The sequence below is a fragment of the Massilia sp. CFBP9026 genome (genome assembly GCF_034045165.1).
GTDB lineage: Bacteria > Pseudomonadota > Gammaproteobacteria > Burkholderiales > Burkholderiaceae_D > Telluria > Telluria arenae.
The window spans coordinates 42,711-65,867 of sequence record NZ_JAXCWH010000013.1; the positions used below are offsets into that span (position 1 = coordinate 42,711).

The following is a 23,157-nucleotide window of genomic DNA, read 5'->3' on the forward strand; positions in this document are numbered from 1 at the left end:
TAGCGCCATTTCCGGAGGATTGGGCAAGTCTTGCGGAGCATCGTACCCCGTTAATAAGGTGTAATAGGGGCACCAATCACCATGCCACGAGGAGGCCGACAATGCAAGCGATCCGTGACCTCGCCGACCTGATCGCCCGCCATGCGCCTGACGAAGGCATGCACCGGAGCCAGGTGCCGGGCATGTGGCTGATCCGCAGCGACCGCACCACCGACCCGCTGCACGTGGTGCATGCGCCGGCGGTCTGCATCATCGCCCAGGGAGCCAAGCTGGTGTCGCTGGCCGGCAGCGATTTTCATTACGATCCCGCCAAGTTCCTGGTGGTGTCGGTCGACCTGCCGGTGACCGGCTGCGTCACCCAGGCCAGCGAGGAAGAGCCCTATCTGTGCCTGCGGGTCGACCTCGATCCGCAGATGCTGGCCGCGCTCGACCTCGAACTGCCGGGACGCCCCATCCCGCGCGCACGCGGCGCGGCGTCGGCGCGCGGCCTGTTTTTGAGCGAGACCACGCCCGGCCTGGCCGACGTCGCGGCGCGCCTGGTGCGCCTGCTCGAGAACCCGGACGACATCCCGGTCCTGGCCCCGCTGCTGCTCAAGGAGCTGCACTACCGCCTGCTCACCGGCGAACACGCCGACGTGGTGCGCCACATCGCACGCGGCGAAGGCCGCATGGCCCAGGTCACGCGCGCGATCTGCTGGATCAAGGATAACTTCAACCGCCCGCTGAGCATCGAGCGCCTGGCCGGCGACGTGGGCATGAGTTCATCGACCCTGCACGAGCACTTCAAGTCGGTGACGTCGATGAGCCCCCTGCAATACCAGAAGCAGCTGCGCCTGCAGGAAGCGCGGCGCCTGATGCTCACCGGCGCCAAGGATGCGGCGCGCGCCGGCCATGCGGTCGGCTACGAGAGCAGCTCGCAGTTCTCGCGCGAATACGCGCGCTTCTTCGGCCTGTCGCCGGGGCGCGACTCGACGCGGCTGCGCCAGTCGCAGGGTGGCGCCAGCCTGCTGCAGGCGATGCGCTAGGCGGTCACCGGCGCGCCGCAGACCCGCTCCAGGATGCGCTGCGCGCTGAGCTCCTGGATCAGCAGCGCGCCGCCGTTCGCCTTGATCAGGCCGGCCGCCAGCGCGGCATCGTCGCCCGCCAGCCCGATGGCGGTGGACGCCGCCGGATCGAAGCGCTGCACCGAATGCACGTCGTCCACCACCAGGCCGACCGTGGTGGCGCCGTGGCGCACCAGGATCACCTGGCCGTCCGCGCGCGGCGCATGCGCACGGCCGGAGACCAGGCGCGCCAGGTCGAACACCCAGACGAAACCTGGCCGCCTTACCTGGCCAGGGTGCTGCCCAAGCTCGGCCTCGACGTCCAGCATGCCGATGCGCGCGCCGTCCGTCGGCGGCGTGCGCTTGACCCGCGCGAACGGCAGCGCCTCGATCACGACCGCGGCGTCCAGCGCCATCAGGGCGCCGGCCACCTGGAACAGCGCATAGTCGCGTCCATGCTCGTGCTCCGACCTTACACGTTCGGCGCCGGCCAGCGCCGCCAGCTCGGCCTCCTCGCGCACCGGCCCGAAGGATTGCAGCAGCACCGACAGCACCGGCTCCTCGCGGCTGGCGCCTGCGCGGAACTCGCGGTAGCCCCCGGCGCGCGCGCAGGCCGCCACGCAGTAATGGCCGGCATGCTCCACGATGCGGCGCGCGGCGCCGTGCCGCGCCGCCGCCTCCAGCAATGAACGATCGAGCGCCAGTTGCGTCCCCGCCGGCTGGTCCGGGTCGGTGCCGCACAGCACGCGGCCGTCGGGACTGACCAGGAAGGCCTGCATGTCGGCGCGGCCGGCGACGCCGCTGTCCAGCATATTGCGCAGCTCCACCCCGCTGTCGAACACGATGCCGATGCCGCCCACCACCGTCGCTTCGCGCTCCGGGTGGCGGATCGCCGCGTGATAGACGAAGGTCGGCCGGCCGTCGTACAGCGCCGATGCGCCGAACGGTTCGGCATAGTGGTCCATCTCGCTGCGCAGGCCGCACACGGCGCCCAGCGTATCGCTGGCGATGCGGCTGCCCACCACCTCCTGCGAACCGGTGGCGGCCACGATGCGGCCGCTGCGGTCGTACACGAACAGGCGGCTGTACACCGTGTACAGGCCGTTGATGTGGCCCAGGAGCGCGCCGATCGCCTCGGCTTGCCGTGGATCGTCGCCGCCGGCCAGCGCCTGGCGCAGCTGGCCGGCCAGGGCCCACCAGCGGCAGTCGTTGGCGCGCTCGTACAGGCTGCGGTCGAGCATGTCGACCAGCAGCTGGGCGGTGGCGCCGGCCTCCTGCAGGCTCGACGCCAGCACGGTCTGGTACAGGCCCTGGATCGACTTCGAAAAAGCCTCGTCGCTGCGTTCGCCCGTTTCCGTGATCTGGTCGAGCACCGGATCCAGGCGGCCGCCGCTATTGCCGGCAGCGGCGCCGCTGCTGGTCACCTTGCCGTTCCAGACGATGCGCTTGATCGCCTGGGTGGCGCCGAGCACCGACGACATCAGCGCATGCAACGCCGGGCTGAAGGTGTGGGCGTGCGACAGCAGTCCCTGCAGCATGCGTGGCGCCAGCTGGGCCGCCGCGTCCGGGTGCGCGCCGCGGAAGGCCAGCTCGAGCGGTACCATCACTTGCGTCTTCCAGCCAGGCGGGCCGGGATAGCCCTGGTAGCCCTGCGAGATGCCGGTGGCGACCAGGTATTCGCGGCCGGCGAACAGGCACGGAGCCGGGGCGCCATCGAGGTTGACCGGCACCCGCACGCCGGGCGCGATCCACAGCGGATCGAGGCTCTTGACGACGCGGTCATCGGCATCGAGCAGCAGCATATTGGCGCGCCGGTCGGCGCCGCCATAGGCAGTGAAGATCGCGTCCAGCTCGTGCTCGAAAGAGAAACTCAGGCACAGCACGCCGAGGATGGCGCCGCTGTCGGGATCGCGCATGGCCTGCGAGTACAGCAATGCATGCGGCGCACCGGGACGCAGGTCGCTGGCGCGGAAGGTCTCCACATAGCCCGGCGCCGCCAGGGTGGCTTCTACCAGGGGATCGCTGCTCCGCTCCAGCGTGGCGCCGGCATCGGCCCGCAACAGCACCGCTCCGTCCGGCGCCAGCAGCACGATGTCGTCGTACACGGTGTACTTGTCGCGGTAGGCCACCAGGCGCCGGCGCGCCGCCTCGCGGTCAGGCGCCTCGCCGGCGGCCAGGCGCGCCAGGAAGCGGCACAGGTCGAGGTCGGCCGCCAGGAAGCCCACATCGGCAGTGCGCTCGAACAGGTTGCGCACCAGCAGGTCGAGCGCATACTGCGCGCGCGTGGCGGCCTCGCGGGTTACCTGGCGCACCTTTTCGGACACCATATTGGCGACCAGGTCGCGCTCCAGCTGCACCAGGCCGGTGCGCGTGGCCAGCACGGCCGGCAACAGCAGGCGCGCCTCGAGCGGGCAATTCATCTTCGCGGACGCCTCGATCAGGCGCCATGTCTGGTGCAGCTCATGCAGCGCCGTTTGGCGCTTCACGACATCCTGCATGTATGGCAGGAAGCTCTCCACCAGATCGGTATCGGGTTCTTGGTTCATGGGAGGTAGGGGTAAAATCTACTTCCCGTTAAGCAAAACGCATGCCATTCGGTTTCGATGGCGTCGTCCCATGGTCGCCCTCTTCTATAATCGCGCCATGACCATTCTTTCCCGGCTCCCCGCATGAGCTACCGCCTGGCGATCTTCGACTTCGACGGCACGCTGGCCGACTCCTGGCCCTTCTTCCTGAGCGTGTTCAACGATATCGCCGACCAGCATGGTTTCCGGCGCGTCGACGCCGAGCAGGCCGAGCGGCTGCGCCACTACGGTCCGCGCGACGTCATGCGCCACGTCGGCATGCCGGCCTGGAAGCTGCCGTTCGCCTCGCGCTCCTTTATCGAGCACATGCGCGCCGTCACCGGCTCGGGCCGCATCCCGCTGTTCGACGGCATCGGCCCCACCTTGCACGCGCTCGACCGCGCTGGCGTGCGGCTGGCGGTGGTGTCCTCGAATGCCGAGGAAAACGTGCGCGCCGTGCTCGGCCCCGAGCTGGCGGCCCTGATGGGGCAGTACGAATGCGGGATGTCGATCTTCGGCAAGGCCGCGCGCATCCGCAAGGTGGTGCGGCGGGCGGGCACGCCGCCCTCGCAGGCGCTGTACGTGGGCGACCAGAGCACCGACGCCGACGCCGCGCGCCGCGCCGGCATCGGCTTCGGCGCGGTCAGCTGGGGCTATGCGCCGATCGAGATGCTGCGCCGGACGGCGCCGGAGCGCGAGTTCGGCGCGCCCGCCGACCTGCTGTCGCTGGCGCGGCGGTAGCGCCCCTCAGCCCGCTTCAGCTGCCGAAGTCGGCCTTGCGCTCGACCGCCTTGCGTACCGCCGTGACGAGACCGGCATAGCTGCCGGCGCGGCACAGGTTGTCGGGCGGAGTAGATGGCGCCGGATTGTGCTCCGGATCGCTCACCTCGGCGCGTGGCGCTACCGGCGCGTTGCCGGAACGGGCAGTCAGGCTTTGGTCTTCAATCATGGACAGGCTCGCTTTGTGGAAGATGGGGCGCTCATCCCTTCACGCACACCACCTGCTTGAGGGTGTGGACCACGTCGACCAGCTCGCGCTGGGCGTGCATGACGGCGTCGATGTCCTTGTAGGCCATCGGGATTTCATCGATCACGCCTTCGTCCTTGCGGCATTCGACCCCGCGCGTGGCGCGTTCCTGGTCGGCCACCGTGAAGCGGCGCTTGGCTTCGGTGCGGCTCATCACGCGTCCCGCGCCATGGCTGCAGCTGTTGAAACTTTCTGGATTGCCCTTGCCGCGCACGATGAAGCTGCGCGCGCCCATCGAACCGGGGATAATGCCCAGCTCGCCTTCGCGCGCCGACACCGCGCCCTTGCGCGTGATCAGGACGTCCTTGCCGAAGTGGCGCTCGCGCTGCACATAGTTATGGTGGCAATTGACTGCTTCGACATGCGTCTCGAAAGGCTTCCTGATCACGCTGCGGACGGCGCCGATCAGGTTCTGCATCATCACTTCGCGGTTGATGCGCGCGAACTTCTGGGCCCAGCCGACCGCCTCGACATAGTCGTCGTAGTACTGGGTGCCTTCTTCGAGGTAGGCCAGGTCCTGGTCCGGCAGATTGACCATGTGGCGCCGCATGTCCTGGCGCGCCAGCTCGATGAAATGGGTGCCGATCGCATTGCCCACGCCGCGCGAGCCGGAATGCAGCATCAGCCAGACGAAGTTTTCCTCGTCCAGGCAGACCTCGACGAAGTGGTTGCCGCTACCCAGTGTGCCCAGGTGCTTGTAGTGGTTCGCATGGCGCAGCTTCGGGTATTTGCGGCAGATTTCGTCGAACTCATCCTTGAGCCTGGCCCAGCCGGCATCGGCGGCCGGCGGCGGCTTGTCCCAGGAGCCGGCGTCGCGGCCCCTGGCATTGCGTGTCTTGGGCGACATGCCATGCGGCACCGCCTGCTCGATGGCGCTGCGCAGCTTGCCCAGGTTGTCGGGCAAGTCCTCGGCGCGCAGCGTGGTCTTGGCGGCCATCATGCCGCAACCGATGTCGACGCCGACCGCGGCCGGGATCACGGCCCCCAGGGTCGGGATCACGCTACCGATCGTCGATCCCTTGCCAACATGGACGTCGGGCATGACGGCGACGTGGTGGAAGACGAACGGCAGTTGCGCCAGTTTCGACAACTGCTCCTTCGCTTCGGGCTCGACCGGCACGCCCCGGGTCCACATCTTGATGGGACGAAGCTGGTCCGTACCGCCGAGCACATCGTAGTCGTTCTGTTCCATGCGGCGCATGATGGCGCAAAACGGCAATCCATGGTGTCCGCCTGAATTGGCCTGGCCCTTATCGCTATTGCTATACTCGGCACACCACACTGTTGCATGAATGAACAATGACACTGCCGATGCGTCTACTCCCCATCTTCCTGGCTCCCCTGCTGCTGACCGGCTGCTTCATCGAGACGGCCACCTATTCCATCGATCCCAATACCGATCACGCGATCACGGTCAGGGTCGAAAAGGATACTTTCTGGACCAAGGAAGGAACGCTGCGCGTGATCATGTCGCGCCTGCCGGAATGCCAGCGCCAGCTCGAGCTGGGTTCGGTATGGCTGTCGGGTTTGCAGGTCGAGCTGTTCGGCAACGGCAACAACGTCTATACCTTGCGCGCCGACGACCAGGCCTGGCAGATCGACACCACGGACTGCACCGGGCAGGAAGCGCCGGATGCCGACGCCATCACCGGCCTGCCGCTGGGGATCTTCGAACTCGGGGACGACGACAAGCTGACCTTCGAAAAGCCGGAAGCGCCGACCGAATAATCAGGAAATCAGGGCCGCAGCCAGCCGCGACCGATCGGCAGCGCCAGCAGCCGGTGATAGACCAGCTCGAGCGCCGGCAGCGCCCGTGTACAGGCGGCCTGGGCCAGCGGCGTATAGGCCAGCAGTGCAAAGCCGCCCGACACCAGCAGCGCGCCGATCATGTCTTTCGGCCAATGCACGCCCAGATAGACGCGCGACCAGGCCACGATCAGGGACAGCGGCAGCATCACCAGTCCCAGGCTGCGCGCCAGCGGTACGCGGCTGAAGGCCAGCACCAGCGCCACCGAGAAGATGCTGGTTGCGTGGTCGCTGGGGAAGGAGCTGTCGGGGGCATGCCGCAGGAAGGTATGGCCGATCTCGGCCACGAAGGGACGCGGGCTGTACCACAGGTGGCCGATCATGGCGTTCACGGTCAGCGCACAGGCCGCCGCCAGGAAGGCGCGCAGCGCCACCTCGCGCCGCGGTCCCGTTCCGCTGACCCACAATAGCACCAGGGAAAACGGCACCAGGAAAATCAGCCATTCGGCCGCAAACACAGCCCCCAGCAATTGCCAGCCAGTCAGGCCAGCGTGGGCGTTCAGGACGGAAAACAGGATGAGGTTGACGTGCTCGATCATGGCGCGGGGCTATTGATGAAAAATTGATAACTTTTTCCATAGCTTAGCCCATCCATTCCTGCACACCTTTGGCAAAGTGCAACAGAATGTGACAAAGAAGTGACAGCCTGCGGGCAGTGCCTAGCGTTTGTGCAGCAGGGAGCGCAGCTGGGCAAGTTCGGCCGGTCTCTCCGCTCTCTCCAGCACACTTTCTAGCAGCGACTGGCCGTTCTCGCGCTGCATGGTCCACTGGGTGAAATACTCGTGCACGGTGCGCCAGGGCGGATAGCCGGGAGGCATCGCACGCCAGGTGGTGCCGGTGTGCAGGAAGTACAGCACGGCGCAGAACACATCGTATAAATCATGCTTGCGCGGACGCGTCTTGCGCCGGGCCGCCTCGAGCATGGTGCGAATCGCCTCGAACTGCTCGCGGGGAATATCACTGGGATAGGCTGGACGATCCATACTGACCTCCAAAACAACTTGGAGGTCCTGATCTGGAACAGGTTCCCGTTGTATTTACAAGGTAACCTATTCCAGGGATCTCAGTCGCGCGCCAGCGCGAGGAACTCGGTGCGCAGCGCCAGGTTCGGTTGCAGTTCGCCCAGCAGGGTCGAGGTGATGGTTTCTTCGCCGATGGCGCGGATGCCACGGCTTTCCATGCACATATGGCGGCACTTGACAACGACGCCGACGGCCTTCGGTTCCAGCACTTCCATTAGCGCATTGGCGATCTGCATCGTCATGCGTTCCTGCACCTGCAGGCGCTTGGAGAAGATGTCGACCAGGCGGGTCAGCTTGGACAGGCCCACGATCTTCCCGTTCGGCAGGTAGCCGACGGTGGCCTTGCCGAAGAACGGCGCCAGGTGGTGTTCGCAGTGGCTATACACCGGGATGCCGCGCACCACGATCAGTTCATTGTATTCCTCGGCGCCATCCTCGAACGCCTTGAGCACTTCCACCGGATCCTGGTTGTAGCCCGAGGTCCAGTGTTTCCAGGCTTTCGCGACGCGCGCCGGCGTTTCGACCAGGCCCGGACGTTCCGGATTTTCGCCCAGGCTGGTGAGGAGACGACGCCAGTCGTGTTCGGTGAAAGCTTCTTTGTCAGACATGGTGCACCTTAAAAAAACGATTGCCGCAAGTATATAGGGAAGCACTGTCACCGGCTGGCGACCACCCTATTCTTGAGGAAAATTAAATCCGATATGACACATCTCGCTTAGCGTTGAGCGTGGTTCCAGCCTGGGAGAGCGCTATGTTCGGCAGCACGGTTCTGGAAGTCGCCATCGGTCTGGCATTTTGCTACGGCACCCTGGCGCTGGTCGTCACCACTTTGCAAGAGGCCCTGGCCGCCAGCTTCCACCTGCGCGCCAGCATGCTGCAGGATGCCGTCAAGCGCATGCTCAACGATCCCCGCTTCGAGGCCACGGCGCGGGTGCTGTATGCGCATCCGCTGGTCAACCCGCGCGCCGGTGGACTCGATCCCGGCGCACGCCTGCCCGCCAGGCATCGGCCATCCTACATCGAACCGGCAAACTTCGCGATCGCGCTGATCGACGCCATCCGCGGCACCCAGGGCTCGCTCGAGGCCGACATCGCCGCCATCCCCGATCCTCAATTGCGGCGCACCCTGCAGACCCTGTACCGGCAGGCGGACGGCGACTTGCAGCGTTTCCAGGCGGCCCTTGCCGGCTGGTTCGAAACCGCCATGGAACGCCTGTCCGGCGTCTACAAGCGGCGCCAGCTGCTGATCTCGTTCCTGGTTTCGCTGCTGCTGACGATCCTGTTCAACATCGACAGCATCCACCTGTTCCAGACGCTGTGGCAGCATCCCGCCATGGCGGCCCACATCACCGCCGTGCCCGACGGGCTGGACGCCGAGGTGATGGCCCAGCTGTGGGTGCTGCCGATCGGCTGGCAACTCTTTCCGCCGGTGCTCGATGCCGCGTTCGCGCTGCAGGCCTCGGGCTGGCTGGTCACCGCCAGCACCACCCTGTTCGGCGCGCCATTCTGGTTCGACATCCTGCAGCGCGCGATCAACCTGCGCGGCACCGGCGCCAAGCCGGCCCCGTTCAATGTCGAACAGGCCCTGGCGCCCACGCCGACGCCGGCCGCCGCCCGCGCGCCGGATGGCGTGACCGTCGTAGTGGCCCCGGCAGTGGCCCCGGCAGTGGCCCCGGCAGTGGCGCCAGTCCACTCCTGAGCGTGCAGCCCCGCGTGCGTCCGCTGGCCGGTCTTTAACGGCCGGGCGGGCGATGGGCGTCCACCAGGACGCTCGAGATCGACATCTGCGGCACCCGCTCCGGCCATTCGTCGTCCGGCCCGAACCAGCGCGCCTCGGCGATCTCGCTGGTATCGACCCGGATCTCGCCTTCGAGATAGTCGGCCGTGAAGGCCAGCATCAGCGAATGCGGGAACGGCCACGACTGGCTGGCGAAGTAGCGCAGATTGTGCACGCGCAGGCCCACCTCTTCGAACACCTCGCGGTGGATCGCTTCCTCGATCGACTCGCCCGCTTCCAGGAAACCGGCCAGCGGCACGAAGCGCTGCGTCGCATGCTGCAGGTGCTTGGCCAGCAGCACCGAGTCGCCCTTGCGGATCAGCACCATCATGGCCGGCGAGATGCGCGGATAGGCCATGTGGCCGCAATTGACGCACTTGAAGCAGCGCTCGCCGACGGCCAGCACGGTGCCGCTGCCGCACACGCCGCAGAAGCGGTGGGTGCGCGCCCATTCGGCCACTTGCGCCGCACGGCCCGCGACGCCCACCAGCGCCTCGTCGATCGCCCCGAACAGCGCGCGCAGGCCGCGCCAGGCATGGCCCGGCGGCAGCGCGGGTTCCAGGTCGAACCAGCCGGCCTGGCAATACCGCCCGTCCAGCAAGCCCAGCGGTTGCAGCGTGGCGGGCGCCACGCCCATGCGCTCCAGCGCCGCCACGTCCGGCAATGCCGGCCCGTCTTCGCGCACCAGGAGCTGTCCCTTGTGGAAAATGAAGTTCAAGGGTTCCGGATCGGGATGCGGCGCGAACAGCGGCGTGAAGGAGGCGGGCGTCTGGAGCATGGTCGGGAGGATGGTGGCCAGGATCCAATGATGATACCGCCTTTCCCGGCAACGTACAGGCGCCGGCCCGGCGCGGCGGGCCGAATTCGCCGCGTGGCCGCGAACTAATCCTGAACGGTCGCGCTCAAAGAATGGCTGACCACCGCATGCTGCCCGCCGCTTTCATTCCGGCATACGACACCGGCTTTCGCCCCCGGTGTTCGACCCACTGACCTGCCGCTGCGCTAACCAGGAGAAAACGATGGACGATACCCCCGTTGTGCTCGGCATAAACCGCGGCCGGCATGCGAGCGTCTGCCTCATGCACGGCTCGCACGTGCAATGGGCAATCCAGAAAGAGCGCCTCACGCGCCACAAGCACCACCCGGGAGAACCGGGCGACATGGGCGCGTTCTACCTGCCCCGCCTGTCCGGGCTCGAGCGGCCGCTCGACGTACTGGTCGAATGCCATGCGTCCGGCGGGGTTGCCGACGGGGTGGTCAGCGAGGAGGCCAGCAGCGACGGCGACAGCACGCTCTCCTTCGCCCGCGGCGCGCGGCGCGCCCGCATTCCGCAGCACCTGGCGCAGGTGGTCGGCGCCTTCCACCCGTCTCCCTTCCGCGAGGCGGCGGTGATGGTCGTGGGGGGCCGGGGCAGCCCGGGGGCCGACGGGCGGCGCGAAGTCGCCTCCTGCCACCGCGTCGACCGCGAACGCATCGCCTGCATCGGCCGGCAATTGGGCGGGGATGACGACCGGCATGCGGCCGGGCTCGGCATGTTCTACGCCAGCCTCCCCCAGGCGCTGTTCCCGGGCCAGGGCAACGAGGGCAAGGTGGCCGACCTGGCGCCCTACGGCGATCCGCACGCGCTCGGCTTGCCGCACCTCGGGGTCGAAGGCATGCAGCTCACCATCCCGCAGGCCTGGCCGGTGCTGCTCGAAAACGCCGAGCGTTTCCGCTTCGGCTCGCCCAAGGCCAGTTTCACCGACTGCGCCAACCTGGCGGCGGCCGGCCAGCGCGCCTTCGAAGAAGCGCTGCTGGCGCTGGCCCACTGGCTGCACGGGCGCACCGGCCTGGACGACCTGTGCCTCACCGGCGGCGCCGCCCTCAATGGCGCGGCCAATGCGCGCCTGCTGCGCGAAGGCCCGTTCCGGCGCGTGTTCGTGCCGCCGGCGCCGGGCGCGGCCGGCGCCGCCCTCGGCTGCGCCATCCACGGCCTGCTCGAACTGGCCGGCCGCAGCGTCGACTTCCGCTGGACCCACGACTATCTCGGTCCGGCGCCCCAGCTGGCCGACATCGAGGCGGCGCTCGATGGCGCGAGCGACCTGATCGTCGAGCATCCGCGCGGGCGCGACGCCCTGTGCGCGCGCATGCTCGACCTGCTGTGTTCGGGGCGGGTCGTCGCCCTGTATCAGGGCCGCAGCGAATTCGGCCCGCGCGGGCTGGGCCACCGCAGCATCCTGGCCGATCCGCGCCGCGAACGCATGCGCGACTGGATCAACGTGCGCGTCAAGGAACGCGAGTGGTTCCGCCCCTTCTCCCCCATGGTGGCCGAAGAGCGTGCATCCCAGTACTTCGACCTGGGGGCGCCATCGCCCTTCATGCAGTTCGCCGTACCGGTGCGCAGCAGCGTGATGCCGCTGCTGGCGGCGGTCACCCACGTCGACGGCAGCGCGCGCCTGCAAACGGTCGGGCCCAGCGACGATCCTGTGCTGCGCGCCCTGCTGGCCGGCTTCGAAGTGCGTACCGGGGTGCCGGTGCTGCTCAACGCCTCCTTGAGCGACAGGCATGAACCCCTGGTCGAGACGCCGCAAGAGGCCGTCGCCACCTTCCGGCGCCTGCCCCTGCACGGCCTGGCCATGCCGCCCTACCTCGTCATGAAGCGCCACGAACCCGGGCTGCCGGCATGATCCGCGGCTACCAGGTGCTGGCGGCCTGCCACCTCGACTGCCACTGGCAAGACCTTCCTTCGCGCGAGCGGCATGGGCCGGCTTAGGTAGCGTAGCAAGATGGCACATCGGCGAACGACAAGAATTCGCGACGATGAAAAACGATAGTGAGAGGAGAAAACCATGCTCCGGCGACCTTTGCTGCATCGTCTCCCGGTCCAGTCCGTCGTGGTGTTCCGCGCGCTGCATCTGGGCGACATGCTGTGCGCGGTTCCTGCCCTGCGCGCCCTGCGCACCGCCCTGCCCAAGGCCCGGATTGCCCTTGTCGGCCTGCCCTGGGCGGCGCAGTTCGTCCACCGTTTCAGCGCCTACCTCGATGAATTCCTGCCCTTCCCGGGCCATCCCCTGCTGCCCGAGCAAACCGTGCACCACGACGACCTGCCCCCGTTCTATGCCACGGTATGTGCGCGCGAATTCACCCTGGCGGTGCAGTTGCACGGCAGCGGCGACATCGCGAACCACATCGTTTCCGGGTTCGGGGCGACCGCGATGGCGGGCCACTCCCGCGGCAAGCCCCTGACCACCGAAAAGACCGTCCTCGTCCCCTACCCCGAGACGGGCGCCGAGCCGGAACGCCTGCTGCACCTGGTCGACCAGCTCGGGGCGCCGGTGGCCGGCACGCACCTGGAGTTCCCGATCCTGCGCGAAGACGAGGACGAGCTTGCCGCCAGCGGACTGGCGGCAGGGCTCGAGCCGGGCGCCTATATCTGCGTGCACCCGGGAGCGCGCCAGCGCGACACCTGCTGGCCGCCGGAACGCTTCGCCAGGGTGGCCGACCGGCTTGCCGACGAGTTCGGCATGCGCATCGTCCTGACCGGGTCGGCGGACGAGGCGCCGCTCGCGCAGGCGGTCGCCGATCGCATGCACGCGCCTGCCATCATCGCGGCCGCCCCGATCTCGATCGGCGCCATGGCGGCCCTGATGAGCCGCGCGCGCCTGCTGGTCTGCAACGACACCGGGGTGTCGCACATCGCGGCCGGGCTGGGGCTGAACAGCGTGGTCATCTTCAGCAAGGCCGACATCGCGCGCTGGGCGCCGCTCGACCGCCTGCGTCACCGCTGCATCTGGGATCCCGGGGCCGAGCGCGCCACCGTCGTGCTGCAACACGCGCGCACCTTGCTCACGGGAGCCGAACCCAGCAGGCAACGGGCAGCGGGGATGTGGCCTTATTGGTGAGCGACCGCGTCCCGCATCCGCGAAAACCTCGGCCGCCATCGGCTGGCCACCGTGACTGTTGATCGATAATGATGAACAGGCTATGAACCGATGATGTAAAGCCAGCCATTACTACGTACCGGCTTTCCAAGGTATGTTGCCACCACTATAGGGAGTTGCACGCAGTCAAGCACACCCGTGACAAAGCCGGCGTCAGTGGAGTTCTTCCTTTGCCGAGAAACACGTGGGAAACGTCACGGATGTCACAAAGCGTTGTATCCGCATCCTAAATCTCACCAATTCCCACGCGGCAAACTATTTTTTCGTCCAGAATACCTGGATCAATTCGACATCCTTATCGTCATGGACAAACTGTCATCACTGGTCGGCCGCCACTCGTTCAATGCCCGCATCTTCTACAACGGGACGTTTTGCGATGCCAATCAATTCACGGAAGACGGCGTATCCGGCCAGTTGCACGTCGTGCGAGCCGGCCCCGTGGATTTCTTCCATGACGACGGGACCGTGACCAGCATTACCCAGCCGACCTTGCTGTTCTATCCCCGCGGCGCCAGCCACCGGCTGCAGGTGCATCCGGGCCACAGCGCCGAGTTGCTGTGCGCACACATCGTGTTCCAGGACGGGATGAGCAATCCACTGGCGCGCATCCTGCCGCAATGCCTGGTATTGCCGCTGAGCGAGATCGCCGGACTGCACTCCACGCTCGACCTGCTCTTCAACGAGGCCGCCCGCAGCGAACCGGGACGCGAAGTGATCCTGGACCGCCTGTGCGACGTCCTCCTGATCCAGGTCATCCGTCGCGAGTTCGACAGTGGCAGGCTGTCGGTGGGCTTGCTGGCCGGGCTGTCCGACCGCCAGTTGTCGCTGGCGCTGGCTGCCATCCACGAGCGTCCGCACGAACCCTGGAGCCTGCAATCGCTGGCCCAGGTCGCCTGCATGTCGCGCGCCGCCTTCACCGAACGCTTCCGCGAAGTGATGGGCATCCCGCCGGGCGAATACCTCACCCGCTGGCGCATCGGCGTCGGCAGCCGCCTGCTGCGCCAGGGCATGCCGGTCAAGCAGGTCAGCAGCCGCGCCGGCTACACCAGCCCCTCCACGTTTACCCGCGCCTTCACCACGATGATGGGCGCCTCGCCGCGCGAGTGGCTCAAGCAGGCGGCCAGCTAATAAAAAACGCAGACGATCCTTGCGGATGCGTCTGCGTCGAACTACTACGAGGCGGCCGTCGAGGCCGCCATCTTCTTACTTCAGCAATCGGGTACGGCACGCCACCATGGCGATCACCAGCGACAGGCCACCGACGTAGGCGATGGCTGCCTGCATGCCGACGAAGTGGGCGACGGCGCCGATCGCCGGCGGGCCCATCAGGCTACCGCTATAGGCCATGCTGGCCACTGCCGCCAGGGCAGCCGGGCCTTGCGCACCGGCGGCGCTGAACACGAACGGGAATACCAGGGCCAGGCCGACGCCGGCGATCGCGAAGCCGCCCAGGGCGACGTAGGCGTTCGGCGCCAGCACCGCGAAGAACAGGCCTGATGCGGCGACCAGCGCGCCCAGGGTCACCAGGCGCTTGGCGCCATAGCGTTCCTTCATCTTGTCGCCGACCATGCGCGACATCAGCATCATCAGCGAGAACGACGACAGTGCCAGCGGCGCCAGGCCGTCCGATGCACCGAAATGCTCTTTCAGGAACACGCCGCTCCAGTCGGCGATGCTGCCTTCGGCCATCGAACCGAAGAAGCCCAGCAGACCCAGCAGGACCAGCGGACCGCGCGGCAGTGCGAACTTCTTTTTCTCGACCTTCTCACCGACTTCATCCGCTTCCAGCAGGTTGACGGCGAGCCACAGCACGACGGCCAGCGGACCGGCCAGCATCAGGAAGTGGGTGGCGGGGGCGATCTTCATGCTGGCCATCAGGCTGCCGAGGGTGGCGCCGACCAGACCGCCGGCACAGCACAGGCCGTGCAGGCGCGACATTTCCGACTTGCCACTCTCTTTTTCGCGGCGGGCGGCCGCCGAGTTCATGGCGACGTCGAAGGTGCTGGCCGTGATGCCCAGCATTAGGACCGCCATCATCAGGCGCGACACGTCCGGCGCCATGCCGATCGACACCAGCACGCACAGCAGGGCCAGGCCCGCGATCATGATGGTCTTGCGCGCGCCGAAGCGGGCCATCAGGAACGACGAGATCGGGTACGAGATCACGGCGCCGAGGCCGCCGCACAGCAGCACCATCGACAGCGCCGCGTGCGAGACGTTGACGCCGGCGGCCAGGGCCGGGATGCGGCCGGCCCACGAGCCCATGATCAGACCGAACAGGGCAAACACGACCGGCAGCGAAAACAGCTGGGCTTGTACGAGTACGGAAGAAGAACGACGTGGAACAGAAACAGTGGTTTGCATGGAAGCCGCGAATTGTTAAATTTCTTGAGGTGTAAAGTAATTGCTAGAGTGCTTTTTACAGCCCGGACGCGTCTGAAATATTTACGTCAGGAAGCTGATGGACGGCAATTCTAAACACCTTTTTTCGCTTTTCTTTTCCGTGCGGAAAAATATTTCGCGTCGTTGTATTGCGCTGACGCAAATATGACAACTTACTTGCTGGACACATACGAATTCATGTCAGCTCGGCACGATTTACGGAAGGAGAAGTTGGAATTTAGGGGTAGATGTAAGCATTTATTGCTGAGCCTGTCGGTACCGCACCGATTCGCAAAAATTGCTGCAAAGCAGCATTTTTATTCAAAAGCGGTCTTTTTTTGGACAAAGCGACATGCCATCGGATCAAGTCAAGCGCCGCCGAGACCAGACCATGTTCATGATTTCCCATCACTTTTCATCCGCCTGCGCCAGCCACGAAACCATTCCCTCAATTGTTAAATCCATGCGCACCGATGACACCGATCGATAACGGCGCCCATAAAAAAGGGCCGCCCTCAGGCGGCCCAAACAGGGAGCAGCAAGCTTTACTTGGCCAGGTGTTTCTTCAGTTCGGTGCCGGCCTGCAGCACTTGGGAACGCACGCCCGGTACAGTGGCCAGCGGATTGAGCAGGCCGAAGTCGTGGATCATGCCGTTGTAGCGGGTGACGGTCACGTCGACGCCGGCCTGGTCCAGCTTGCGGCCATAAGCTTCGCCTTCGTCACGCAGCACGTCGTTCTCGGCGACCTGGATCAGCGCCGGCGGCAGGCCCTTCAGCTGCGGCAGGGTGGCTTGCAGCGGCGAGGCATAGATTTCCTTGCGCATCGCGGCATCCTTCGTATAGCTGTCCCAGAACCACTTCATCATATTGCGGCTCAAGAAGTGACCATCCGCAAACTGCTTGTACGAACCGGTCTCGAAGTTGGCATCGGTCACCGGCCACATCAGCACCTGGTAGCGCAGTTTCGGTCCGCCCTTGTCCTTGGCCATCAGGGTCAGCGCGGCCGCCATATTGCCGCCGACGCTATTGCCCGCCACCGCCAGGCGGCTGCCGTCGATATTCAATTCCTTGCCATGTTCCGCCACCCACTTGGTCGCGGCATAGATCTCGTTGATCGCCACGCCGTAGCCGGCTTCCGGCGAGCGGGTATAGTCGACGAAGACCGCCACCGCACCCGAGCTCTCGACCACGTCGCGCACCAGGCGTTCGTGGGTCGGATAATCGCCCAGCACCCAGCCGCCGCCGTGGACGAACATGAAGGCGGGAAGCACACCCTTGACGCCGGCCGGACGCACGATCTTCAGCTTGATCTGCTTGCCGTCGACGGTGATCACCTTGTCCGAGACGTCGGCCGCCGGCAGGTTGACCTTGACGCTTTTTTGCGCGCCTTCCAGCACCTTGCGGGCGTCCGCCGGCGACAGTTGCTCGATCGGCTTGCCGCCGCCGGAGTTGAGCGCCTTCAGGAATTCGGCGGTACGACGTTCCACGGTGGGCTGGATGTCGGCGGCTGCGGCGGCGCCATAGGTCAGGGCCAGGGAGGCGGCGACGAGGGCTTTGCTCAGGGTGTTCATGGTGCTTCCTTTCTTGTTGGGTTCGATTGGATCGGGCGGGGGCCGTCTGCCACATTAGCAGCGCGCCGCAGGCCTTGATTGCATAAACGGATCATTCGGTGGTAGTAGCGGACTGGTGATTATATTCACGATTAAATCGCACACTACCTATTCATTCTGGCTACTTGCTTATTCACGTGGTTCCGTGTCCCCCGGTTGCCCGGGGGAGCGGTACATCACACCAACTGCAGGGTCACGTCGATATTGCCGCGGGTCGCGTTCGAGTAAGGGCAGACGATGTGGGCGCGGTCGACCAGGATTTGCGCTTCATCGGCCGGCACGCCTGGCAGGCTGATCTTCAGGGTGACTTCGATACCGAAACCGGTCGGGATCGCGCCGATGCCGACGGTGCCTTCCACCGACACGTCCGGGGAGATTTTCAGCTTGTCGCGGGCGGCGACGAATTTCATGGCGCCCAGGAAGCAGGCCGAGTAGCCGGCAGCGAACAGCTGTTCCGGGTTCGTGCCTTCCAGGCCAGCGCCGCCCAGTTCTTTCGGGGTGGTCAATTTCACGTCCAGCACGCCATCCGAGGAAACGGCGCGACCTTCGCGGCCACCCGAGGCTTTAGCACTTGCACGGTAGAGGACTTGTTCGATTGCCATGATGAGACTCCTTGTCTTGGTCGGCGGCGCTTGCCGCCCGTTTTAATTAAATCGCTATTTAATAGCGCGCTATATAAATGGTTTGCTGCCTTGGCCCGCCGACCCGTTTATCTGTCCGTTCGGCGCTGCCATGGAAAGCATATTACATAGCTCACGATTTAATTGCAAACGATTTTGTTTGCCGGTGTGTTACCAGATGTAACTGAGTGCCAGCATGGTACTCACAGCAATCTGACGGATTCCCTGACGATCAGGCTCAGTTGCGGCACCTCGCCTTCCGGCTGCTCGTGCGCCAGCATCGCCAGCATGCGGCGTCCGATGCCGATTCCGGCGTCGTACAGCGGCTGGCGCACCGTGGTCAATGGAGGCGTCGTATACATCGAGCTTTCGAGGTCGTCGAAGCCGACCAGGGAGATATCTTCCGGCACCCGGATATTGCGCCGGTACAGGGCCAGCCGCGCGCCATACGCCGTCAGGTCGTTGGCCGCGAAGATCGCGGTGAAGCGCAGGTTGGCGGCCAGCAGCCCGTTCAGGGCCAGCAAGCCGCCGGACTCGCTGAAGTCGCCCGCCACCACCAGCCGCGGATCGGCCTCGATCCGGTGCTTGGCCAGGGTGTCGTGGTAGCCGGCCAGGCGCGCCCGTGCGTCGCGGTGGTCGTCCGGGCCGGCGATATGGGCGATGCGGCGATGGCCTTGCGCGATCAGGTATTCCACCGCCTCGCAGGCGCCGCCGTAGTTGTCGAGGCAAAAGCCGTGGGTGCGCGCGCCCTGGACGTCGCGCCCGAAGGCGACGATCGGCACCCGCTTCGAGAAATCGAGGATCTGCTGGTCGCTCATATTGCCGGTCAGGATAGCCACGCCGTCGACGCGGCGGCCGATCAAGAGCTCGACCCGCTCGGCTTCTTCGTCGGCGTGCCAGTGCCCGCTCATGATCAGCAGCGCATAGCCGGCCGCCTTCATCGCATCCTCGATGCCGACCATGGCGCGGTTGAAGTAGCCGCTCTCGAGCGACTGGGTCAGCACGCCGATGGTGCGGGTGCTGCCGATCTTGAGGCTTTGCGCCAGGCGGTTCGGCCGGTAGTTCAGTTCATCGATGACGCGCTCGATGGTACGCCGCTTGTCTTCGGACACCTTGGCGGTGCCGTTCAGGAAGCGCGAGACCGTGGCGGGAGAGACGCCGGCAGCGCTGGCGACCTGGTACAGGGTGCTGGTGCTGCTCTCGACGTTTTTCATGAAGCGTTCCGGACCCATTCAAGGCAGATAGTTGCTTGAAGTATATCACCGATACTCACCCGGAAAGGATAGAAAGAGCGACATTATGAAAATCTTTCATAAGAAGGCCGTCGTTGAGATGCAACAAACCAGACAACGGTGTTCACAAATTCTAATTGACATTTTTTTACGGACGAAACTACTATGAAACCGTTTTCAGAATTGATGAAATCGATTTCTCGTCAATTCATGTGTTAGCGCTCTCAGCGCCTTGATTTACCCCATAAAACAATACTCGGAGACAAGCAATGACCAAGACTACGCCCGCGGGGGCCGCAGTACGCACCTCGTCGTCCACCCCCATCCGCCTCGCCATCCTGACCCTGCTGGCCGGTATCGGCAGCGCCCAGGCGCAAAGCGCGTCCGATCCGGCATCCCCTGCCGCCGCCACGCCGCCCGCCGTCGTCGACAACGGCCAGATCGCCGAGGTGAAGGTCACCGCCACCAAGCGGTCGACCTCGCTGCAGCGCACCCCGATCGCGGTCACCGCGCTCAATGCCGCCACCCTGCAGGACAACCACGTGCAGACCATGCTCGACGTGGTGGCGCTGGTGCCGGGCTTCCAGGCCACGGCCCAGGGCGACCATGGCGTCACCACCATGACCCTGCGCGGCATCGGCAACGACAGCGCCAAGACCGAGTACGCCGATCCTGCGGTTGCGACCTTCGTCGACAACGTCTATTCGCCGCGCGCCGAAGGCGCCACCGCCCTGCTGTTCGACGTCGAGGGCATCGAGGTGCTGCGCGGTCCGCAAGGCACGCTGTGGGGCCGCAACTCCACCGTCGGTGCAGTCAACATCCAGACCGTCAAGCCGGAACTGAACAGCCGCTCGGGCTATGTCGAAGGCGGCATCGGCGACTACAACCGCCTGGGCGCGCGCGGCGCGATCAACATCCCGATCGCCGACAATGCGGCGCTGCGTTTCTCCGTGGTGCACGAGCGCCATGACGGCTACGTCGACTACCAGCGCTTCAACAACCCGTCGGTCGAGTCGCAGCGCGCCGCCTACCTGGCCTCGGGCGCCGACCCGGCGGCTTTCCGTCCGATCAATCCGAACCAGTTCGTGTCGGGCGGCGACAAGTACAGCGCCCAGGACCAGAGCGCGGCGCGCCTGTCGCTGCTGTGGCAACTGGCGCCCAACCTGCGCTGGGACATCGCCTACGAAAAATTCATCGACCGCGGCACCCCGAGCGCCAACCTGATGCAGACCCCGCGTCCGGGAGAAAAGCACTGGTCGACCCTGTCCGACAGCGCCCCGTGGATCAACCGCGACAGCCACAATGTGCGCAGCCGCCTGAGCTGGGACATCAGCCCCGACATGGCGCTGCAATACGTGGCCGGCTGGTCCAAGTACAGCGGCGACATGCGCTTCGACCAGGATGGCGGCACAGTGGTCCCGACCTCGATCACCACCGGCGGCATCTTCCAGGAACACACGACGGTCGACTCCAACTACCGCAGCTACAGCCACGAGGTGCTGCTGCAATCGACCGGCACCCGCACCATCGACTGGCAGGTGGGCGCCTACTATGGCCACGAGAAGAACGATATCCGCTTCGACATCGCCGGCATGCGCGCCACGCAGGACGGCGCCGTCAACTGGCAGGGTTCCTTCATCCAGCCGGAGCAGACCGTGGACACCTCGGCCGTGTTCGGCCAGGCCACCTGGAACATCAACGACGCCTGGCACCTGACCGGCGGCGTGCGCTACACGCACGACAAGCGCGTCCACATCGGTGGCCGCGGCTATACCTGGGGCTATGACGCCAGCGCGCCGCAGCTGCCGCTCAACCCGCACATCGACCCGCGCGACCCGGCCAACGGCTATGTCGAAGGCGTGCCGAACGACGGCCGCTACAGTGACAACAAGGCCACCGGCCTGGTACGCCTGAACTACGACATCGACCGCAACAATATGGTCTATGCCAGCGTGTCGACCGGCTACAAGTCGGGCGGCGTGCAGGACCGCGGCCTGCCGTATCAACCAGAGACCCTGACCAACTACGAGATCGGCTCCAAGAGCACCTTCATGGACGGCGCCCTGCGCATCAACAACGCGCTGTTCTACATGGACTTCAAGGACTTCCAGTTCAATTCGCCGGTCAGCTTTGCTGACGGCAGCCGCGGCCTGGCCATCGAGAACGCGGAAGGCGCCGAGGTGTACGGCCTGGAAACCGAGATCGCGGCACGCATCGCCAAGGACGGCCGCCTGTCGATCGCGCTGGCGGTGCTCGACACCAAGCTCGGTCGCCTGATCGCCGGTTCGAACGACTACGCGCTGCCGCCGTGCACGGTCGACCCGCGCATCTCGAACTGCCTCGAGGTCACCGGCCACAAGCTGCCGCATGCGCCCAAGTTCTCGACCACGGTCCAGTACCAGCACACCTTCTACCTGGCCAACGGCGGCACCATCGTGCCGCGCATCACGGCGCGCTACGAGGATGACGTTCGCCTGAGCGTGTTCGACCTGGGTGAGGAAGACCGCCAGAAAGCCTATGCCAGCGCCGACCTCGGCCTGCGCTATGCGAAAGACAAATGGTGGGTCGACGCCTTCGTGCGTAACGTGAGCGACAAGAAGATCAAGACCAGCGCCTTCAACGGCTTCGGTCCGTGGCTGGCGCAGTACAAGCCGCCGCGCACCGTCGGCATCAACACCGGCTTCGATTTCTAAGCCGCAGCACGGCAGGCCCGTTCACCGGGCCTGCTTTTTTGTTTTTCACGTGGATTTGTTCCAGATTCGAGAGTTCCATGACCAAGAGCCCCAACTTCGACTTCAACAACGACTTCCCATCCGACTTCACCTGGGGCGTGGCCACCAGTTCCTTCCAGATCGAAGGCGCGCATGACGTCGACGGCAAGGGCCCGTCGATCTGGGATACCTTCTGCAAGGACAAGGCGAACATCAAGGATGGCAGCGACGGCACCGTCGCCTGCGACCACTACCACCGCTACCGCGAAGACGTCGGCATCATGGCCTCGCTGGGCGTGGACGCCTACCGCTTCTCGATGGCATGGGCCCGCGTCCAGCCGGATGGCAAGGGCGCCTGGAACGAGGCCGGATTCGGCTTCTACGACCGCCTGCTCGACGAGCTGCTCGACAGGGGCATCCGCCCGCACGCCACGCTGTACCACTGGGACCTGCCGCAAGGCTTGCAGGACGATGGCGGCTGGATGAATCGCGACACCGCGCACCGCTTCGCCGACTACGCGCATGAAGTGGCGCGCCGCTTCGGCAACCGCATCGAGGCGATCGCCACCCATAACGAACCGTGGTGCACGGCCAATCTCGGCTACGGCAACGCCCAGTTCGCGCCGGGCGTGGTCGACCTGAAGCAGTCGATCCAGGTCTCGCACCACCTGCTGCTGTCGCACGGCCTGGCCATGCGCGCCATGCGCGAGGTGGGCGGCGCGGCGCAACTCGGCATCGTGCTCAATCAGTGGACCGCCGATCCCGCCACCGGTTCCGAGGCCGACCGCGCCATGGCCGAATTCGAGTATGCGCGCTCGGTGCAGTGGTTCATGGACCCGATCTTCAAGGGCCACTACCCGGAACTCGCCCTGCGCGGCCATGGCGCCAACGCGCCGCAGGTCCGCGACGGCGACTTCGACATCATCAAACAGAAGATCGACTTCCTCGGCTCGAACTATTATTTCCGCAGCTGGTGCAGCGCCGCCACGCCGCCGGTGCCGCCGCCGGCGCGCCACGGCGTGACCGACATGGGCTGGGAGATCTTCCCGGAAGGCCTGCCGGAATTGCTGATCAAACTGAAAGCCGAGTACCCCGACCTGCCGCCGGTGTACATTACCGAGAACGGCATGGCCAATCCCGACGTGGTCGAGAACGGCCGTGTCCACGATCCGGCACGCATCGCCTACGTGCGCAGCCACCTGGCCGCGCTCAAGGAGGCGATGGATGCCGGCGTCGACGTGCGCGGCTACTTCCTCTGGAGCCTGCTCGACAACTTCGAGTGGAATTCGGGCTACGCCAAGCGCTTCGGCATCGTGCACGTGGATTATGCGACCCAGCAGCGCACCCTGAAGGACAGCGCGCTGTGGTATCGCGAATTCATTGCGGCCCGTAACAGGGCAAACCGCATCAAGACTTGATCGCCACAAAAAAGAGCGACAAGGA

19 protein-coding genes and 1 pseudogene are annotated in these 23,157 nt (G+C 65.7%); 9 read left to right on the forward strand and 11 right to left on the reverse strand.

Annotation, left to right across the window (positions count from 1 at the left end; translation table 11 throughout):
* Positions 1 to 101 precede the first annotated feature (101 nt).
* The gene (locus SOM28_RS24215; protein ID WP_320469703.1) at positions 102 to 1,025 is read left to right on the forward strand and encodes an AraC family transcriptional regulator; all 924 of its coding nucleotides are present in this window, start codon (positions 102 to 104) and stop codon (positions 1,023 to 1,025) included.
* Here the strand turns inward: SOM28_RS24215 and SOM28_RS24220 are convergent.
* Positions 1,022 to 3,589, reverse strand: coding sequence for a chemotaxis protein CheW (locus SOM28_RS24220; protein ID WP_320469704.1), 2,568 nt, complete (start codon positions 3,587 to 3,589; stop codon positions 1,022 to 1,024). The genes SOM28_RS24215 and SOM28_RS24220 overlap by 4 nt on opposite strands.
* A gap of 123 nt (positions 3,590 to 3,712) precedes the next feature.
* Here SOM28_RS24220 and SOM28_RS24225 point away from each other — a divergent pair, with 123 nt between their 5' ends.
* The gene (locus SOM28_RS24225; RefSeq protein WP_123067979.1) at positions 3,713 to 4,348 is read left to right on the forward strand and encodes an HAD hydrolase-like protein; all 636 of its coding nucleotides are present in this window, start codon (positions 3,713 to 3,715) and stop codon (positions 4,346 to 4,348) included.
* A 16-nt stretch (positions 4,349 to 4,364) separates the two neighbouring features.
* Here the strand turns inward: SOM28_RS24225 and SOM28_RS24230 are convergent, their stop codons facing one another.
* Positions 4,365 to 4,556: a hypothetical protein gene (locus tag SOM28_RS24230; protein WP_320469705.1), complete on the reverse strand. Its 192-nt coding sequence runs from the start codon at positions 4,554 to 4,556 to the stop codon at positions 4,365 to 4,367.
* Positions 4,557 to 4,587: 31 nt separating this feature from the next.
* Positions 4,588 to 5,826, reverse strand: coding sequence for an RtcB family protein (locus tag SOM28_RS24235; RefSeq protein ID WP_320469737.1), 1,239 nt, complete (start codon positions 5,824 to 5,826; stop codon positions 4,588 to 4,590).
* A gap of 119 nt (positions 5,827 to 5,945) precedes the next feature.
* Between SOM28_RS24235 and SOM28_RS24240 the strand changes: the two genes are divergently transcribed.
* The gene (locus SOM28_RS24240; RefSeq protein ID WP_229414821.1) at positions 5,946 to 6,362 is read left to right on the forward strand and encodes a hypothetical protein; all 417 of its coding nucleotides are present in this window, start codon (positions 5,946 to 5,948) and stop codon (positions 6,360 to 6,362) included.
* Between the two features lie 8 nt (positions 6,363 to 6,370).
* Here the strand turns inward: SOM28_RS24240 and SOM28_RS24245 are convergent, their stop codons facing one another.
* The 3 genes and pseudogenes from SOM28_RS24245 to folE all read right to left on the reverse strand — a co-directional run bounded on the left by SOM28_RS24245 (position 6,371) and on the right by folE (position 8,070).
* Positions 6,371 to 6,979 (reverse strand): phosphatase PAP2 family protein, encoded by a 609-nt coding sequence (locus SOM28_RS24245; RefSeq protein WP_123067981.1) that lies wholly within the window; start codon positions 6,977 to 6,979, stop codon positions 6,371 to 6,373.
* 171 nt (positions 6,980 to 7,150) lie between these two features.
* Positions 7,151 to 7,423 (reverse strand): annotated as a pseudogene (locus tag SOM28_RS24250) (transposase); the annotation flags it as partial.
* A gap of 80 nt (positions 7,424 to 7,503) precedes the next feature.
* The gene (gene folE, locus SOM28_RS24255; RefSeq protein WP_005664537.1) at positions 7,504 to 8,070 is read right to left on the reverse strand and encodes a GTP cyclohydrolase I FolE; all 567 of its coding nucleotides are present in this window, start codon (positions 8,068 to 8,070) and stop codon (positions 7,504 to 7,506) included.
* A gap of 143 nt (positions 8,071 to 8,213) precedes the next feature.
* Here folE and SOM28_RS24260 point away from each other — a divergent pair, with 143 nt between their 5' ends.
* Positions 8,214 to 9,161, forward strand: coding sequence for a hypothetical protein (locus SOM28_RS24260; RefSeq protein WP_320469706.1), 948 nt, complete (start codon positions 8,214 to 8,216; stop codon positions 9,159 to 9,161).
* Between the two features lie 34 nt (positions 9,162 to 9,195).
* Here SOM28_RS24260 and nudC read toward each other — a convergent pair whose 3' ends face one another.
* On the reverse strand, positions 9,196 to 10,017 hold the full coding sequence (nudC, locus tag SOM28_RS24265) for an NAD(+) diphosphatase (protein WP_320469707.1): 822 nt from the start codon (positions 10,015 to 10,017) through the stop codon (positions 9,196 to 9,198).
* Positions 10,018 to 10,258: 241 nt separating this feature from the next.
* Here nudC and SOM28_RS24270 point away from each other — a divergent pair, with 241 nt between their 5' ends.
* From SOM28_RS24270 to SOM28_RS24280, 3 genes are all read left to right on the forward strand, one after another.
* Positions 10,259 to 11,905 (forward strand): carbamoyltransferase C-terminal domain-containing protein, encoded by a 1,647-nt coding sequence (locus SOM28_RS24270; RefSeq protein ID WP_320469708.1) that lies wholly within the window; start codon positions 10,259 to 10,261, stop codon positions 11,903 to 11,905.
* Positions 11,906 to 12,067: 162 nt separating this feature from the next.
* Positions 12,068 to 13,120: a glycosyltransferase family 9 protein gene (locus tag SOM28_RS24275; RefSeq protein ID WP_320469709.1), complete on the forward strand. Its 1,053-nt coding sequence runs from the start codon at positions 12,068 to 12,070 to the stop codon at positions 13,118 to 13,120.
* Between the two features lie 342 nt (positions 13,121 to 13,462).
* Positions 13,463 to 14,287 carry an AraC family transcriptional regulator gene (locus SOM28_RS24280; RefSeq protein WP_320469710.1) on the forward strand — a complete coding sequence of 275 codons (825 nt, stop codon included), beginning with the start codon at positions 13,463 to 13,465 and terminating at the stop codon, positions 14,285 to 14,287.
* Between the two features lie 75 nt (positions 14,288 to 14,362).
* On the opposite strand, the gene SOM28_RS24285 is transcribed toward SOM28_RS24280, so the two are convergent.
* From SOM28_RS24285 to SOM28_RS24300, 4 genes are all read right to left on the reverse strand, one after another.
* Entirely contained in the window at positions 14,363 to 15,523 is a 1,161-nt protein-coding gene (locus SOM28_RS24285) for an MFS transporter (protein WP_123067988.1), read from the reverse strand.
* A 563-nt stretch (positions 15,524 to 16,086) separates the two neighbouring features.
* Positions 16,087 to 17,112, reverse strand: a complete 1,026-nt coding sequence (locus tag SOM28_RS24290; RefSeq protein ID WP_123067989.1) for an alpha/beta hydrolase — start codon at positions 17,110 to 17,112, stop codon at positions 16,087 to 16,089.
* A 215-nt stretch (positions 17,113 to 17,327) separates the two neighbouring features.
* A complete protein-coding gene (locus SOM28_RS24295) occupies positions 17,328 to 17,753 on the reverse strand; it encodes an organic hydroperoxide resistance protein (RefSeq protein WP_123067990.1) in 426 nt (141 codons plus the stop codon).
* A gap of 221 nt (positions 17,754 to 17,974) precedes the next feature.
* Positions 17,975 to 18,985, reverse strand: a complete 1,011-nt coding sequence (locus SOM28_RS24300; protein ID WP_229414822.1) for a LacI family DNA-binding transcriptional regulator — start codon at positions 18,983 to 18,985, stop codon at positions 17,975 to 17,977.
* Positions 18,986 to 19,272: 287 nt separating this feature from the next.
* On the opposite strand from SOM28_RS24300, the gene SOM28_RS24305 reads away from it, so the two are divergent.
* Both SOM28_RS24305 and SOM28_RS24310 read left to right on the forward strand, forming a co-directional pair.
* Positions 19,273 to 21,696 (forward strand): TonB-dependent receptor, encoded by a 2,424-nt coding sequence (locus SOM28_RS24305; RefSeq protein ID WP_320469711.1) that lies wholly within the window; start codon positions 19,273 to 19,275, stop codon positions 21,694 to 21,696.
* Positions 21,697 to 21,773: 77 nt separating this feature from the next.
* Positions 21,774 to 23,132, forward strand: coding sequence for a GH1 family beta-glucosidase (locus SOM28_RS24310; protein ID WP_123067993.1), 1,359 nt, complete (start codon positions 21,774 to 21,776; stop codon positions 23,130 to 23,132).
* Positions 23,133 to 23,157: the final 25 nt, after the last annotated feature.

What these genes read in the sequence shown, in the direction of transcription:
- SOM28_RS24215 (WP_320469703.1), top strand. Translation starts at nt 102, where the DNA reads ATGCAAGCGATCCGTGACCTCGCCGACCTGATCGCCCGCCATGCGCCT.
- SOM28_RS24220 (WP_320469704.1), bottom strand. Translation starts at nt 3,589, where the DNA reads ATGAACCAAGAACCCGATACCGATCTGGTGGAGAGCTTCCTGCCATAC.
- SOM28_RS24225 (WP_123067979.1), top strand. Translation starts at nt 3,713, where the DNA reads ATGAGCTACCGCCTGGCGATCTTCGACTTCGACGGCACGCTGGCCGAC.
- SOM28_RS24230 (WP_320469705.1), bottom strand. Translation starts at nt 4,556, where the DNA reads ATGATTGAAGACCAAAGCCTGACTGCCCGTTCCGGCAACGCGCCGGTA.
- SOM28_RS24235 (WP_320469737.1), bottom strand. Translation starts at nt 5,826, where the DNA reads ATGGAACAGAACGACTACGATGTGCTCGGCGGTACGGACCAGCTTCGT.
- SOM28_RS24240 (WP_229414821.1), top strand. Translation starts at nt 5,946, where the DNA reads ATGCGTCTACTCCCCATCTTCCTGGCTCCCCTGCTGCTGACCGGCTGC.
- SOM28_RS24245 (WP_123067981.1), bottom strand. Translation starts at nt 6,979, where the DNA reads ATGATCGAGCACGTCAACCTCATCCTGTTTTCCGTCCTGAACGCCCAC.
- folE (WP_005664537.1), bottom strand. Translation starts at nt 8,070, where the DNA reads ATGTCTGACAAAGAAGCTTTCACCGAACACGACTGGCGTCGTCTCCTC.
- SOM28_RS24260 (WP_320469706.1), top strand. Translation starts at nt 8,214, where the DNA reads ATGTTCGGCAGCACGGTTCTGGAAGTCGCCATCGGTCTGGCATTTTGC.
- nudC (WP_320469707.1), bottom strand. Translation starts at nt 10,017, where the DNA reads ATGCTCCAGACGCCCGCCTCCTTCACGCCGCTGTTCGCGCCGCATCCC.
- SOM28_RS24270 (WP_320469708.1), top strand. Translation starts at nt 10,259, where the DNA reads ATGGACGATACCCCCGTTGTGCTCGGCATAAACCGCGGCCGGCATGCG.
- SOM28_RS24275 (WP_320469709.1), top strand. Translation starts at nt 12,068, where the DNA reads ATGCTCCGGCGACCTTTGCTGCATCGTCTCCCGGTCCAGTCCGTCGTG.
- SOM28_RS24280 (WP_320469710.1), top strand. Translation starts at nt 13,463, where the DNA reads ATGGACAAACTGTCATCACTGGTCGGCCGCCACTCGTTCAATGCCCGC.
- SOM28_RS24285 (WP_123067988.1), bottom strand. Translation starts at nt 15,523, where the DNA reads ATGCAAACCACTGTTTCTGTTCCACGTCGTTCTTCTTCCGTACTCGTA.
- SOM28_RS24290 (WP_123067989.1), bottom strand. Translation starts at nt 17,112, where the DNA reads ATGAACACCCTGAGCAAAGCCCTCGTCGCCGCCTCCCTGGCCCTGACC.
- SOM28_RS24295 (WP_123067990.1), bottom strand. Translation starts at nt 17,753, where the DNA reads ATGGCAATCGAACAAGTCCTCTACCGTGCAAGTGCTAAAGCCTCGGGT.
- SOM28_RS24300 (WP_229414822.1), bottom strand. Translation starts at nt 18,985, where the DNA reads ATGAAAAACGTCGAGAGCAGCACCAGCACCCTGTACCAGGTCGCCAGC.
- SOM28_RS24305 (WP_320469711.1), top strand. Translation starts at nt 19,273, where the DNA reads ATGACCAAGACTACGCCCGCGGGGGCCGCAGTACGCACCTCGTCGTCC.
- SOM28_RS24310 (WP_123067993.1), top strand. Translation starts at nt 21,774, where the DNA reads ATGACCAAGAGCCCCAACTTCGACTTCAACAACGACTTCCCATCCGAC.